We start from the raw sequence: 13,316 nt of genomic DNA, 5'->3' as shown, positions 1-13,316 counted from the left end.
CTGGGGTCCGGCCCGCTTCGCATGTTCAGGGCACGGTTGCGGGTTCGGGCGCGGGGAGCCAGCAGCGGATGATGTCGCGGACCGAGACGATGCCGGCCACGTCGCCGCTGTCGAGGACGACCAGGTGCCGGAAACCGCCGTGGGTCATGGCGCGGGCGGCCTCCTGGAGGGACCAGGTCGGGTTGGCGAAGACGACGTCGGTGGTGGTGTGGGCGTGGGTGCGTTCGGTGTCCGGGTTCTGGCCGAGGCCGACGGACTTGAGGATGTCGCGTTCGGTGAGGATGCCTATGCCGCCGGCGTCGGGGTCGAGGACCACGGCGGCCCCGACGCGGCGAGCGGACATCAGGGCGGCCGCCTGGCGGAGGGTGTGGGCGGGTCCGAGGGTGAGTATCAGCGTGCTCATGGCGTCGCGGACGAGCATGAATGAGCCACCTCCTTGGGAACCCATGGAATAGTTCATGGATTCACAAATTCACAAGTGGGGGTGCGCTCAGAGTGCCAGGTAAAGGGAGGGTCAACAAGAGGGCGCGCGGCGGTAGTTGGGGGAGTGTGCGATGGAGTGCGGCGCTCAGCGGCGCGGGTTCAGGTACTCCAGCAGCTCGTCGTGCAGCAGGCCGTTGGACGCGGCGGCGTTGCCGCTGTGCGGACCCGGGCGGCCGTCGAGGCCGGTGAAGGTGCCGCCCGCCTCGGTGACGACGATCGCGGTGGCGGCCATGTCCCACAGCGACAGTTCCGGCTCGGCGCAGAAGTCCACGGAGCCCTCGGCGACCATCATGTACGGCCAGAAGTCGCCGTACGCGCGCGTGCGCCACACCTGGCGGGTCAGGTCCAGGAAGCCGTCGAGGCGGCCCTGTTCCTCCCAGCCGGAGAGGGAGGAGTACGCGAACGAGGCGTCCGCGAGCTGGCCGACGCGGGAGACGTGGATGCGGGCCGCGGAGGTGAGGTTGCGGCCGGTGAAGGCGCCGTGGTCCTTCACGGCCCACCAGCGGCGGCCGAGGGCGGGCGCGGAGACGACGCCGACGACGGGCTGGTAGCCGCCCTCTCCGGCCTCCATGAGGGAGATCAGCGTGGCCCAGACGGGAACACCGCGGACGTAGTTCTTGGTGCCGTCGATCGGGTCGATCACCCAGCGGCGGGGGCCGGTGCCCTCGACGCCGTACTCCTCGCCGAGGACCGCGTCCCGCGGGCGGGCGCGCTGGAGCTGGCCGCGGATGAGTTCTTCCGCCGCCTTGTCCGCCTCGCTCACCGGGGTCATGTCCGGCTTGGTCTCCACCTTCAGGTCGAGGGCCTTGAAGCGGTCCATGGTGGTGGCGTCGGCGGCGTCCGCGAGGACGTGGGCGAGGCGCAGGTCGTCGAGGTAGTCCGGCATGTGACGAACGGTATCTGCCGAGGTCGGTGCGAAGCCACCAGGGGCGGGGGTGACCGGCGCGCCCCGGCGGCCGAAGCCCGCCCCTGCACCGCCGCGAACCCTTGACAGTGCATACAAGCGCGTCAAATCTGGGCGCAGAGTCGCTCCGCCCCCAGGGAGGCGAGGATGCCTGCTGCCCGGGAATCGCTACTGGACGCCGCCTGTACGGCCCTTGCGCGCCGGCCGTGGTCCGCGGTGCGGATGGTCGACGTGGCCGCGGCGGCCGGGGTGTCCCGGCAGACCCTGTACAACGAGTTCGGCAGCAAGGACGGGCTGGCCCGGGCCTTGGTGCGGCGGGAGGCCGACGGCTACCTCGCCGGTGTGGAGCGGGCGCTCGCCAGTTCCGCCGAGCCCCGGGAGCGGCTCACCGCCGCCGCCGAGTGGACGGCCGCCGCCGCCCGGGACAACGCGCTGGTCCGGGCCATGCTCACCGGCTCCTGGAGCGAGCGGCTGCCGGCGCCGCCGCTCGCCGGCGTGCCGTCCTCCTCCGCGGTGCCCGCACAGCGCCGGGCCGACGGGCCGCTGCCGACGCCCCGCGACTTCGTGCGGGTCGTGCGGGACCGCGCGGTGATCGCGCTCACCGGGCCCGGCGCCGCCCCGCCGGGGGCCGCTGCCTCGTCGGGGGCTGCTGCCTCGCCGTGGCCTGCTCCCTCGTCGGGGGCCGCTGCCTCGTCGGGGGCTGCTGCCTCGCCGTGGCCTGCTCCCTCGTCGGGGGCCGCTGCCTCGTCGGGCGCTGCCGCCCCGTCGGGCGCCGCTGCCTCGCCCGGCGCTGCCGCCTCGCCCGGCGCCGCTGCCCCGCCCGGCGCTGCCGCCTCGCCCGGCGCTGTCGCCCCGCCCGGCACCGCCGCTCCGCCCGGCACCGCCGAGCTGGCCCTCTCCTGTGAGCTGGTCGTACGCCTCGCGCTGTCCTGCGTGGCGGCGCCGCCCGGGGACGGTGGCATGGCGGAGCTGGTCCGCGTGGTCCTCCCACGGCACCTGGTGTGAGGGCGGCCGCGCCCCGCGCCCCGCTGCGCCGGCCGATCGGGGACGGACGCCGTGGCCGTCGCCTCAGGTGCCGTCCTCGTACGGGCCGCCCCGGAAGTACAGGGCCCCGTAGTGCCGGGGACGGTCCCCGCGTTCGTGCGCGGCGTCGGAGCGATCGGCGGGTGCCGAACGGCGTGCCAGGTCCCGCAGCCGGTCGAGGCCGGCCATGACCTCGGCGCGGTGGCCGGACTCCTTCATCCACCGGGGCAGCCGCGCGAACATCGCCATCGTCGGACGCGCTGCGCCCCGCTCGCGCAACGCGGCGCCGACGTACGCGGCCAGCGCTTCGAGGTGCTCCTCGTCGTAGGCCCACAGCACGCGGCCGGCGCACCGGGTCTGCAGCCACAGGGGCCGCCGGAAGAAGGGGTCCTCGGTGCCGCCCGGCCGGGCCGCGACCAGCCCCCGGTCGCGCGTGCCCGGCGTCCAGCGGGCGATCGCACCGCAGCCCGCGCAGGTCAGCCGGCGGGGCAGGACCAGCAGTTCGCTGAAGTACCGGGGCGGGGGCGGTCCGGGCCGGGGAGCGACCAGCGCGCGTCCGCCGCAGCCCGGGCAGACCACCAGGATCCGGCCCGTGAACTCGACCAGCCAGTGTCCCGGGTCATGGTGCCGGGACGGATCCGTGTCCCCCGTGGACCCCACGCCTCGCCCCCTAGTGCGCCGACCCCGACAGCTGAAGCCCGATCACGCCGACGATGACCAGGCTGATGGAGACGATCTTCAGGGTGGACACCAGGTCACCGAGGAAGACCATGCCGTAGATCGCGGTGCCGGCCGCGCCGATCCCGGTCCACACGGCGTAGGCGGGGCCGACGTCGAGCTTCTTCAGCGAGAGGGTCAGCAGGCCGAAGCTGCCGAGCGCGAACGACGCGAACGCGACCGTCGGCCACAGACGGGTGAACCCGTGCGACAGTTTCAGGCACACGGCGAATCCGGTCTCCAGAAGTCCGGCCACTATGACCAGCAGCCACGCCATGTGCTGTCCTCCCGTTGGTCCGGATCTCCGGCTCGGTGCGATTATGCACTTGCCGGACTCAGGCCCGGGCAAACAACGCGGTGCTCAGTCGCCTTCCCTGCGCTCCCGCGTGGACAGCAGCCGGCGCAGGGAGTACAGCCGCGCCGGGTCCGCGTGCCCCTCCTCGACCCATGCGTCCAGCGCGCAGTCCGGTTCGTCGTGACTGCACGCGCGCGGGCAGCCCTCGGTACCCGGCTCCAGGTCGGGGAAGGCGTGGATCACCCGGGACGGGTCGATGTGCGCGAGCCCGAAGGACCGCACCCCCGGAGTGTCGACGACCCAGCCGTCCCCACCCGTCAGGGGCAGGGCGAGAGCGGAGGTGGTGGTGTGCCGGCCGCGGCCGGTCACCGCGTTCACATGGCCCGTCGTACGCCGGCGCTCCTTCGGCACGAGCGCGTTGACCAGGGTCGTCTTGCCCACGCCCGAGTGGCCCACGAACGCGGTGATCCTGCCGTTCAGATGCTCCCGCACCCGGTCCGCCGCGCCGCCGGTCTCCAGCTCTTCCCGGCTGGTGACGACGTACGGGATGTCGAGGGCGCCGTACAGCTCGAGCAGTTTGTCCGGCGGGGCCAGGTCCGACTTGGTCATCACCAGCAGCGGCTCCAGACCGCCGTCGAAGGCCGCGACCAGGCAGCGGTCGATCAGGCGGGGGCGGGGCTCGGGGTCGGCCAGGGCCGTGACGATCGCCAGCTGGTCGGCGTTGGTGACGACCACCCGCTCGAACGGATCGTCGTCGTCGGCCGTGCGCCGCAGCACCGACGTGCGCTCCTCGATGCGCACGATCCGCGCGAGGGTGTCCTTCTTGCCGGACAGATCGCCGACCAGCGCCACCCGGTCGCCGACGACGGCCGCCTTGCGGCCCAGCTCGCGCGCCTTCATCGCCATGATCACCCGGTCGTCGACCAGGCAGGTCAGCCGCCCCCGGTCGACGGTGAGGACCATGCCCTCGGCCGCGTCCTCGTGCTTGGGCCGGATGTTCGTCCGCGGCCGGTTGCCCTTGCGGTTGGGACGGCTGCGGATGTCGTCCTCGTCGGTGTGCTTGCCGTAGCGGCGCATGGCGTTACGTCCCTACTGCCCGAGCATCCCGGTCCACAGCTCCGGGAAGTCCGGCAAGGTCTTCGCCGTCGTCGCCACGTTCTCGATGCGCACGCCCTCGACCGCCAGGCCGATGATCGCGCCGGCGGTCGCCATGCGGTGGTCCTCGTAGGTGTGGAAGGTGCCGCCGTGCAACGGGCGCGGGCGGATGTGCAGGCCGTCGGCGGTCTCGGTCACGTCACCGCCGAGTTCGTTGATCTCCTTGGTGAGCGCGGCCAGCCGGTCCGTCTCGTGCAGCCGCAGATGGGCCACGCCCCGCAGGGTCGAGGGGGAGTCGGCGAGGGCGGCGACCGCCGCGATGCCCGGGGTCAGCTCGCCGACGTCGCCGAGGTCGACATCGATGCCGTGGATGGCACCCGAACCGGTGAACACCAGGCCGTATTCGGTGAGTTCGCAGGAGCCGCCCATCTCGGTGAAGATCTCCCGCAGCCGGTCACCCGGCTGGGTGGTACGGGCAGGCCAGTCCGGGATCAGCACCTTGCCGCCCGTGACCAGGGCCGCCGCCAGGAACGGCTGCGCGTTCGACAGATCCGGCTCGATCGTCAGGTCCCGGCCGAGCAGCGCGCCCGGCGTCACCCGCCACACGTTCGGCTCGCCGCCCGACTCCGGGGTGTCCACCTGGGCGCCGACCGCGCGCAGCATGTCCACCGTCATCCGGATGTGCGGCATGGAGGGCAGGGTCGCGCCGGTGTGCCGGACCTCGACGCCCTGGTTGAAGCGGGGCCCGGACAGCAGCAGCGCCGAGACGAACTGGGAGGACGAGGAGGCGTCGACCGACACCGGGCCGCCGTCCAGGGCCCCGCCGCCGTGCACGGTCAGCGGCAGCGCGCCCCGGCCCTCGTCGTCGATCCGGGCACCGAGCACACGCAGCGCGTCGATCACGCCGTTCAGGGGGCGCTCGTACGACCTCGGGTCCCCGTCGAAGCGGATCGGGCCGTCGGCGAGCGCGGCCACCGGGGGCAGGAAGCGCATGACGGTGCCGGCGTTGCCGACGTCGACCGTGGCCGGGCCGCGCAGGCCCGTGGGCAGCACCCGCCAGGCCTCGCCGGTGCCGTCGGGTCCGACCCCTTCCTCGATCTCCACGCCCATGGCCCTGAGCGCACCGGCCATCAGGAGCGTGTCGCGGGAGCGCAGCGGGCGGCGCAGCCAGCCGGGCTCGGAGGCCAGGGCGGCCAGGACGAGGGCACGGTTGGTGACCGACTTGGACCCCGGCACGTGGACCGTCGCGTCGACGGCTCCGCTCGCGTGCGGGGCGGGCCAGAGGGCGGTAGGGGCGGTGTTCGGGGCCATGGGGCCACTGTATAAGGAGGGCCCGGTGTCAACCTTCCAGCAGCCAGCGCCCGCCGCCGATCAGCGAGCACAGCGACACCGCGTGGAACAGGAACAGCCACAGGCCCGCCGGCACGTGCGTCAGGCGGGACAACTGGTCCGCGTCCGAGTCCCCGGCCCCTCCCCGCGACCGCTTGGCCTGCAGCTCGAACGGGGGCCGTACCCCGCCGGACAGCAGGAACCACACCACCGCGTACGCGAAGGCTGCCTGCACCTGCGGCCCCGCCAGCCAGGACACCAGCAGGAAGGCACCGCCCGTGAGGACGACCGTCAGCACGCCGTACGCGTTGCGGATCATCACCAGCATCACGACCAGCAGCGCGGTCGCCGCCCACAGCAGCAGTGTGATGCGCCCGGCGGCCAGCAGGGCGGCCCCGCCCAGGCCCAGCAGCGAGGGCGCCGTGTACCCCGCGGCGGCCGTGAGGATCATGCCCAGGCCGTACGGCTTGCCCCGGCTGACCGTGAGGCCGCTGGTGTCGGAGTGCAGGCGGATGCCGGTGAGCTGCCGGCCGGTGAGCAGGGCGACCAGGCCGTGGCCCCCCTCGTGCGCGATGGTGATCGCGTTGCGGGATATCCGCCACGGCGGGGACGGGACCACCACGGCGAGCGCGGCGGCCAGGGTGGCCAGCACCACCCACAGGTCGGGATCGGGCTGGGTGCCGGTGAGCCGGTCCCAGAGGTCGGGCAGCGCGGTGGCGGCGAGGCTGTCCATGGGTCCGAGTGGCTCCCTCAGGTCGTGCGGAGTCTGGCAGTGTGGCACGTATGTGCGGACGGTATGCATCGAGTCGTAGGCCCGAGGATCTCGCAGGAATCTTTGAGATCGAGAAGTGGGATCCCGAGGAGACCCTGGAGCCGGACTACAACGTGGCTCCGACCAAGGAGGTCCACGCCGTCCTCGACCGTCCCCTGAAAGACGCGGACTCACCGCGTCCGGTTCGCCAGCTGCGCAGGCTCAAGTGGGGCCTGGTGCCCTCCTGGGCCAAGACGCCCGAGGGCGGCGCCCGGATGATCAACGCCCGCGCGGAGACCGTCCACGAGAAGCCCGCCTACCGCCGCGCCTTCGCCGCCCGCCGCTGCCTGCTGCCCGCCGACGGCTACTTCGAGTGGGTCACCGGCGAGCAGGAGCGGGAGCTGGAGGTGGAGGGCAAGAAGAAGCGGCCGCGCAAGCAGCCCTACTTTGTGCTGCCCGCCGACGGCTCGGTGTTCGCGATGGCCGGGCTGTACGAGTTCTGGCGGGACCGGACGCTGCCCGACGACCACCCGCAGGCCTGGTGGGTCACCTGCTCGGTGATCACCACGGAGGCGGAGCGGACCCCGCTGGCGGTGGCCCCCGCCCAGGGCCCGTACTCGCTCGCCGAGATCCACCCCCGGATGCCGCTGATGCTCACCCCGGACCGCTGGGACGCGTGGCTGGATCCCTCCCGCACCGACCCGGACGACCTGCGCGAGCTGCTGGCCCCGCCCCCGGCCGGCCTGATGCGCGCCTACCCGGTCTCCACGGCCGTCAGCAACGTCCGCAACAACGGACCGGAGCTGCTGAAGGAGCTGGAGGCACCGGAAGAGGGCACACTCTTCTAGCGTGATCGAGACTGTCGAGACCGAGGCCGGGAGCGCACGCGTCACCTGGCACAGGGCGAAGAAGGCGCGGCTGGTGCTGGCCGTGAGCCATGGGGCGGGCGGTGGCATCGAGGCGCGCGACCTCCAGGCGCTCGCGGGGACACTGCCCGGGCACGGGGTGAGCGTCGCCCTCGTCGAGCAGCCGTGGCGGGTCGCGGGCAAGAAGGTCGCGCCCGCGCCGAAGACCCTGGACACCGGGTGGCGCGGGGTGTGGCCCGTGCTCGCGGGGCCCGGCCTGCCGGTGATCTCCGGCGGGCGCAGCGCCGGCGCCCGGGTCGCCTGCCGTACCGCCACCGAGCTGGGCGCGCACGCCGTGCTCGCGCTCAGCTTCCCGCTGCACCCGCCGGGCAGACCGGAGAAGTCCCGCGCCGAGGAGCTGCTCGGCGCCGGGGTGCCGACGCTGGTGGTGCAGGGCGGGAACGACCCCTTCGGCAGGCCCGAGGAGTTCCCGGAGGGCGACTTCGAGCTGGTCGAGGTGGACCGCGGCGACCACGGCTTCGCCGTCCCCAAGCGCGCCGACATCACGCAGGAGCGGGCCCTGGAGGTCATCACCGGCGCCGTCGTGGAGTGGATCGCGTCACTCGGGTGACCGGTGGGAATGCCGTGCGGCGGCCCACTGTTGTGGCGGACAGAAGTGCTGAGGTCTCGGCACCGATGTCGTAGGAGAGGAAGTCCGCCGCATGGGTTCGACCATCTGCCCTCCCGCCGCCCACCACCGCCCCGTGGAAGGGCTGCGCCCGGCAGAGTCTGATTCGAGCCGCAAGCGCAGCGCTGACCTGGAGTGGACGGTGCTGCACGCGGCAAGGACCGCTCCTATTCGAGCGGCGGGAGACACGGGTCGTGTTCTATCCTCCGAATCGAGTGGGATCGGTCTCGATCCCACCCGGGATCTTGAGGAGGTGGGTCCGGTCACTGGGACCGACGCAGGGACCGACAACGGTCAGGCGGAGCTGCCCGAGGGCCAGGGCGTGAGCGCGGAGGCTTCCTCCGAGTCCACCGCGGAGCGCAGTGCGCGCTTCGAGCGGGACGCGCTCGAATTCCTCGACCAGATGTACTCGGCCGCGCTGCGCATGACGCGCAACCCGGCCGACGCCGAGGACCTGGTGCAGGAGACCTACGCCAAGGCGTACGCGTCCTTCCACCAGTTCCGCGAGGGCACCAACCTCAAGGCGTGGCTGTACCGGATCCTCACCAACACCTTCATCAACTCGTACCGCAAGAAGCAGCGCGAACCCCAGCGCAGCGCGGCCGAGGAGATCGAGGACTGGCAGCTCGCCCGCGCCGAGTCGCACATGTCGACGGGTCTGCGCTCCGCCGAGTCGCAGGCGCTCGACCACCTGCCCGACTCGGACGTGAAGGAAGCGCTGCAGGCGATCCCCGAGGAGTTCCGCATCGCCGTCTATCTCGCGGACGTAGAGGGCTTTGCGTACAAGGAGATCGCGGACATCATGGGGACACCCATCGGTACGGTGATGTCCCGGCTGCACCGGGGCCGCCGTCAACTGCGCGGCATGCTGGAGGACTACGCCCGTGAACGCGGGCTGGTCCCGGCCGGCGCCGGAGAGTCGAACGAAGCGAAAGGCTCGGGCTCATGAGCTGCGGAGAGCCGCACGAGACGGACTGCAGTGAGGTCCTCGACCACCTGTACGAGTTCCTCGACAGCGAGATGCCGGACGTCGACCGCGACAAGTTCCAGCACCACTTCGAGGAATGCTCCCCGTGCCTGGAGAAGTACGGTCTGGAGCAGGCCGTGAAGAAGCTGGTCAAGCGGTGCTGCGGACATGACGACGTACCCGCCGACCTGCGGGCCAAGGTCATGGGGCGGATCGATCTGATCCGCTCCGGTCACACCGTGCCCGAGCACGACGTGACCGCGACCGCTCCGGAGAGCTGAACACCGGGTCATCACCCGAACGTGCTAATCCTCAGGTCATAGGCCACGCGCCCCCGACATTCCGCCCTAGGCTCCGAGCCTGGACAGGCATGCTCGGGGAGGGACGCGATGGAGGCGCTACCGGCGAGGGCACGCGGCTATGTCGCCTGCGTCGCCCTGCTGGCCGTGCTCTGCGTTTTGCCCGTGTCGGCGGCCCACGTCCCCTGGCGGGCGCTGGCCCTGCTCACGGCGGTCTACGTGGCCTGCGAGTACGTCGTACGGCGTCGCTTCGGCGGCACCTTCTACCCCGTGCTGCTCGCCGGTGCGTTCCTGCTGCCCCCGTCGGCCGCCGCGCTCGTCCCGCTGCCGGCAGCCCTGCTGTGCCCCGTCGAGCACGGGCCCGCGCTGCCGCGCCGCGTCTGGCGGGCCGCGCAGCCCTCGCTCGCCGTGTGGGGCGCCGGTCAGGTGCACGGGGCGCTCGGTGGCCGGGACGCCGTCGCCGCCTGCGACTTCCCCTACCCGCTGCTGCCGGCCGGCGCGGCCGTGCTCGCCTTCTGCGTGATCCTCGCCATCCTCGACGGCGGCATCCTCGCCGTCGCCGTGGGAGCGGCTCCCGCACCGTTCGCGCCGTGGGGGAACGTGCCGCTGCTCCGGGCCTGGTGCGGGCTGCTGTCCCGCTCGCTCGCCCCGGTGGCGGTGCACGGACTCGCCGGGCTGATGATGGCCGTGCTGTGGTGCAGCCCGTACGGTCCGGTCGCCGCGCTGCTCGTACTGCTGCCGATGTACGTCTCCTCGTGGGTGTTCGCCCAGTACCACCGCGAACGCGTCGCCCACCAGGCCACCATCCGCGCCCTCGTCCAGGCCGTCGACATCAAGGACGGCTACACGCGCGGCCACAGCGAACGCGTCGGACACGCCTCCGTGATGATCGCCCGCGAACTCGGCATGGACGACGAACGCGTCGAGGTTCTGCGCTTCGCCGGCATCCTGCACGACGTCGGCAAGCTGGGCGTCCCCACCCGGCTCCTGCGCAAGGACGGACCGCTCACCCCCGAGGAGCGGCGGATCATCGAACTGCATCCCGAGTACGGTCACGAGATGGTCCGCGGGATCTCCTTCCTCGGCGAGGCCCGGGCGGCGATCCTGCACCACCACGAACGCCTCGACGGCAGCGGCTACCCCTACGGCCTGACCGGCACGCAGATCCCCGAGTGCGCCCGGATCGTCGCCGTCGCGGACGCCTTCGACGCGATGACCTCCACCCGCTCCTACCGCAGGGCCCGCCCGGTCGAGGCGGCCGTCACCGAGCTGGAGCGCTGCGCCGGGTCCCAGTTCGACCCCCGCATGGTCACCGCGCTCGTCCGCGCCCTGCGCGACCACGGCTGGCACCCCGCGGTCACCGCCGACGAGCCGTCGTACGGCACGGCGCCCGAGGAACGAATCCCCACCACCGGGACGTCCCGATGACCGTTCTGCGACTCGTCCACGGTGCCGCCGCCCTCGCCGCGGCCGGCTCCCTCGCCGTCACCCTGTGGACCGGCCTGGAGGACCGGGGTGTCGCGCTCGCCTTCGGGGTGCTCATAGCCGTCGGCGAACTCGCCCGGTGGAGCGGCGCCACGGCACGGCAGGCCGCGCCCCTCGGCGCCGCCGGAGCACTGTCGTACGCCCTCCTGGGCGCCGACGCCGGGCGGCCCACCGAGCACGACGCGGCCCAGGTCGTCACCGTCGTCCTCGTCGCCGCGCTGCTCGGCGCCGTCCCGCACATCTGGTCCGGCCGCACCGCCACCCTCGACCACCTGGCCCGCCGCGTGCTGACCGTCGGCTTCGCCGCCGTCTGCTTCCAACCCCTGTACAACCGCGGTGTGTTCGCCCCCTGGGCGGGCCCCGCCTACGCCCTGCTCCTCGTCACCCTGCTCGCCCTCACCGCCCTGTGCGACGCCGTCCTCGCCGCCGCCCTCGCCCACTGCCGCACCCGCTGGCCGTTCGGCCCGCTGCTGCGCGAGGAACTGCGCGGGCTGCTCGGCATCGGCTCCGCCGTGTGCGCCACCGGCGCGGTGATGGCGCTCGCGGTCGCCGTCGCCGGACTGTGGGCGCTGCCCGTGTTCTGCCTGCCCCTGCTGCTCACCCAGCTCTCCGTCCGCCGCTACGCGGCCGTCCACGCCACCTACCGGCAGACCATCGCCTCGCTCGCCCGCGCCACCGAGATCGCCGGATGCACCCCTGCCGGACATGCCCGCCGCGTCGCCGCGCTCAGCCTCGCCGTGGGCCGGGACCTGGGCATGACCGGACCCGAGCTGACCGTGCTGGAGTACGCGGCCCTCATGCACGACATCGGACAGCTCAGCCTGGTCGACCCGGTCCCGGCCGGCGCCACCGCCGGCCTGCCGCCCGAGGAGCAGCGGCGCATCGCCCTGCTCGGCGGGGCCGTGGTCCGGCAGACCGGCGTGGACGCGGCGGTCGCCGTCGTCGTGGAGCGGCAGGCCGACCCCTGCGCCGGGCAGCCGGTCGCCGCGCGGATCGTCCGGGCCGTGAACGCCTACGAGGAGAAGACCCGGGACGCCGGGCCCGAGGGGGCCCTGCGGGCCCTGGAGGAGTTGCGCCTCGGCACCGCCGGGGAGTACGCCCCCGAGGTCGTGGAGTCGCTCGCCCGGGTCCTCGCCCGGCCCCGGGGAGGGCGCGGGAGCGGGCCGGCCGGGGGCAAGGGGAGACGCACGGCACTGTCTGACCCCGTCCGTGGCTGGGTAACCCATGGGTAATGAGCGCCTTTCCCACAGCACGTGGTTGGATGCGAGGGAGAGGGTGTCCGGGGGCACAAGCCAGCCCACTATGCGGAACTGGAACTGGCAGGCGGGAATCGTGAGGATCTTCGGCAAGGGACGGCACCGGCCCTCCGCCTCCTGGCGGCAGGCCACCGACCGCGCGTTCACGCTGATCGGCGACGGACGGTACGAGGACGCGGGCGAGCTGCTGACACGGGCCGCCGACCTGGAGCCCTGGCTGTCGGAGTCCTGGTTCAACCTCGCGCTGCTGCACAAGTTCCGGCACGACTGGGAGCAGGCTCGCGCGGCCGGACTGCGCGCCGTGGCCCTCCTGGACCGGGAGACCGGCGCCCCCGACTGGTGGAACGTCGGCATCGCCGCGACCGCCCTGCAGGACTGGCCGCTGGCCCGTCGCGCCTGGCAGGCGTACGGGCTGAAGGTGCCCGGCGCCTCGCGGTCGAAGGCCGGGGGCGGTGCCGCCCTCTCCGGTGAACCCGTCGGCATGGAACTGGGCAGCGCGGCCGTACGGCTCTCCCCGGAGGGTGAGGCCGAGGTGGTGTGGGGCCGCAGGCTGGACCCGGCCCGGATCGAGGTGCTGTCCATCCCGCTTCCCTCGTCCGGGCGACGCTGGGGCGAGGTGGTCCTGCACGACGGCGTCCCGCACGGCGAGCGCACCACGTCCGCCGGCCACTCCTACCCGGTCTTCGACGAGATCGAGCTGTGGGCGCCGTCCCCCGTCCCGACCTGGGTGGTCCTGCTGGAGGCGGCCACGGAGGCGGACCGGGACGCGCTGGAGCAGCTGGCCGCCGACGCGGGGTTCGCCGCGGAGGACTGGTCGTCCTCGGTGCGGCTGCTGTGCCGGATGTGCTCGGAGTCCCAGATGCCTTCGGACGAGGGCGAAGGGGTGCATCTGGATCCGCACGACCACAGCGAGCCGGGTCATCCCGGGCCGCTGGGGCACCGGACGGACGGGCAGCTGTGGGTGCCCGAGCGGGAGTGCGGGGTGGCCGCGCCGGCTTCGCTGGTCCGCGGGCTGCTGGACGGATGGGTCGCGGACAGTCCGGACTCGCGGGACTGGCGGGATCTCGAAGAGGTGTGCTGAAGAGCGCGTCCGGCCGCGGCTTCGCCGTGCCCGGTCGCGCCCGCGGCGCAGCCGTGTATCAGACATGTTCCCGCGCCCGGCCGGGACGCCCCGCGTAC

The 13,316-nt window shown here is 73.2% G+C and carries 14 protein-coding genes and 2 pseudogenes; 9 read left to right on the top strand and 7 right to left on the bottom strand.

Annotation, left to right across the window (positions count from 1 at the left end):
• Positions 1–25 precede the first annotated feature (25 nt).
• Both ACZ5CW_RS02935 and hisN read right to left on the bottom strand, forming a co-directional pair.
• Positions 26–421 carry a CBS domain-containing protein gene (locus ACZ5CW_RS02935; protein WP_468597811.1) on the bottom strand — a complete coding sequence of 132 codons (396 nt, stop codon included), beginning with the start codon at positions 419–421 and terminating at the stop codon, positions 26–28.
• 147 nt (positions 422–568) lie between these two features.
• A complete protein-coding gene (hisN, locus tag ACZ5CW_RS02930; protein WP_468597809.1) occupies positions 569–1,369 on the bottom strand; it encodes a histidinol-phosphatase in 801 nt (266 codons plus the stop codon).
• A 165-nt stretch (positions 1,370–1,534) separates the two neighbouring features.
• Here hisN and ACZ5CW_RS02925 point away from each other — a divergent pair.
• A pseudogene (locus ACZ5CW_RS02925) lies at positions 1,535–2,008 on the top strand (TetR/AcrR family transcriptional regulator); the annotation flags it as partial.
• Between the two features lie 249 nt (positions 2,009–2,257).
• Positions 2,258–2,392, top strand: a pseudogene (locus ACZ5CW_RS02920) (TetR family transcriptional regulator); the annotation flags it as partial.
• Between the two features lie 63 nt (positions 2,393–2,455).
• Here ACZ5CW_RS02920 and ACZ5CW_RS02915 read toward each other — a convergent pair.
• The 5 genes from ACZ5CW_RS02915 to ACZ5CW_RS02895 form a co-directional block, all read right to left on the bottom strand.
• Complete coding sequence (locus ACZ5CW_RS02915; RefSeq protein ID WP_468597807.1) at positions 2,456–3,070, bottom strand: hypothetical protein; 615 nt, start codon at positions 3,068–3,070, stop codon at positions 2,456–2,458.
• A 10-nt stretch (positions 3,071–3,080) separates the two neighbouring features.
• Positions 3,081–3,404, bottom strand: a complete 324-nt coding sequence (locus ACZ5CW_RS02910) for a DMT family transporter (protein ID WP_361228994.1) — start codon at positions 3,402–3,404, stop codon at positions 3,081–3,083.
• A gap of 84 nt (positions 3,405–3,488) precedes the next feature.
• Positions 3,489–4,499: a ribosome small subunit-dependent GTPase A gene (gene rsgA / locus ACZ5CW_RS02905; protein WP_468597805.1), complete on the bottom strand. Its 1,011-nt coding sequence runs from the start codon at positions 4,497–4,499 to the stop codon at positions 3,489–3,491.
• A gap of 12 nt (positions 4,500–4,511) precedes the next feature.
• Positions 4,512–5,828: a 3-phosphoshikimate 1-carboxyvinyltransferase gene (gene aroA / locus ACZ5CW_RS02900; RefSeq protein WP_468597803.1), complete on the bottom strand. Its 1,317-nt coding sequence runs from the start codon at positions 5,826–5,828 to the stop codon at positions 4,512–4,514.
• A gap of 28 nt (positions 5,829–5,856) precedes the next feature.
• The gene (locus tag ACZ5CW_RS02895) at positions 5,857–6,579 is read right to left on the bottom strand and encodes a M50 family metallopeptidase (protein ID WP_468597801.1); all 723 of its coding nucleotides are present in this window, start codon (positions 6,577–6,579) and stop codon (positions 5,857–5,859) included.
• Positions 6,580–6,629: 50 nt separating this feature from the next.
• On the opposite strand from ACZ5CW_RS02895, the gene ACZ5CW_RS02890 reads away from it, so the two are divergent.
• The 7 genes from ACZ5CW_RS02890 to ACZ5CW_RS02860 all read left to right on the top strand — a co-directional run bounded on the left by ACZ5CW_RS02890 (position 6,630) and on the right by ACZ5CW_RS02860 (position 13,218).
• A complete protein-coding gene (locus tag ACZ5CW_RS02890; RefSeq protein ID WP_468597799.1) occupies positions 6,630–7,445 on the top strand; it encodes an SOS response-associated peptidase in 816 nt (271 codons plus the stop codon).
• Between the two features lies 1 nt (position 7,446).
• Entirely contained in the window at positions 7,447–8,073 is a 627-nt protein-coding gene (locus ACZ5CW_RS02885) for an alpha/beta hydrolase family protein (protein WP_468597797.1), read from the top strand.
• A 310-nt stretch (positions 8,074–8,383) separates the two neighbouring features.
• Positions 8,384–9,079, top strand: coding sequence for an RNA polymerase sigma factor SigR (sigR, locus tag ACZ5CW_RS02880; RefSeq protein ID WP_468597795.1), 696 nt, complete (start codon positions 8,384–8,386; stop codon positions 9,077–9,079).
• Complete coding sequence (gene rsrA / locus ACZ5CW_RS02875) at positions 9,076–9,378, top strand: mycothiol system anti-sigma-R factor (protein WP_393277260.1); 303 nt, start codon at positions 9,076–9,078, stop codon at positions 9,376–9,378. The genes sigR and rsrA overlap by 4 nt, the downstream gene beginning before the upstream one ends.
• A 108-nt stretch (positions 9,379–9,486) precedes the next feature.
• Entirely contained in the window at positions 9,487–10,824 is a 1,338-nt protein-coding gene (locus ACZ5CW_RS02870) for an HD-GYP domain-containing protein (protein WP_468597793.1), read from the top strand.
• Complete coding sequence (locus ACZ5CW_RS02865; protein ID WP_468597791.1) at positions 10,821–12,113, top strand: HD-GYP domain-containing protein; 1,293 nt, start codon at positions 10,821–10,823, stop codon at positions 12,111–12,113. The genes ACZ5CW_RS02870 and ACZ5CW_RS02865 overlap by 4 nt, the downstream gene beginning before the upstream one ends.
• 100 nt (positions 12,114–12,213) lie before the next feature.
• Positions 12,214–13,218 carry a tetratricopeptide repeat protein gene (locus ACZ5CW_RS02860; RefSeq protein ID WP_468598385.1) on the top strand — a complete coding sequence of 335 codons (1,005 nt, stop codon included), beginning with the start codon at positions 12,214–12,216 and terminating at the stop codon, positions 13,216–13,218.
• Positions 13,219–13,316 lie beyond the last annotated feature (98 nt).

Source organism: Streptomyces sp. NPDC031379, from assembly GCF_055569615.1.
Note: the sequence above shows the minus strand (reverse complement) of the source record. Positions and strands in the feature narration are given on the sequence as shown.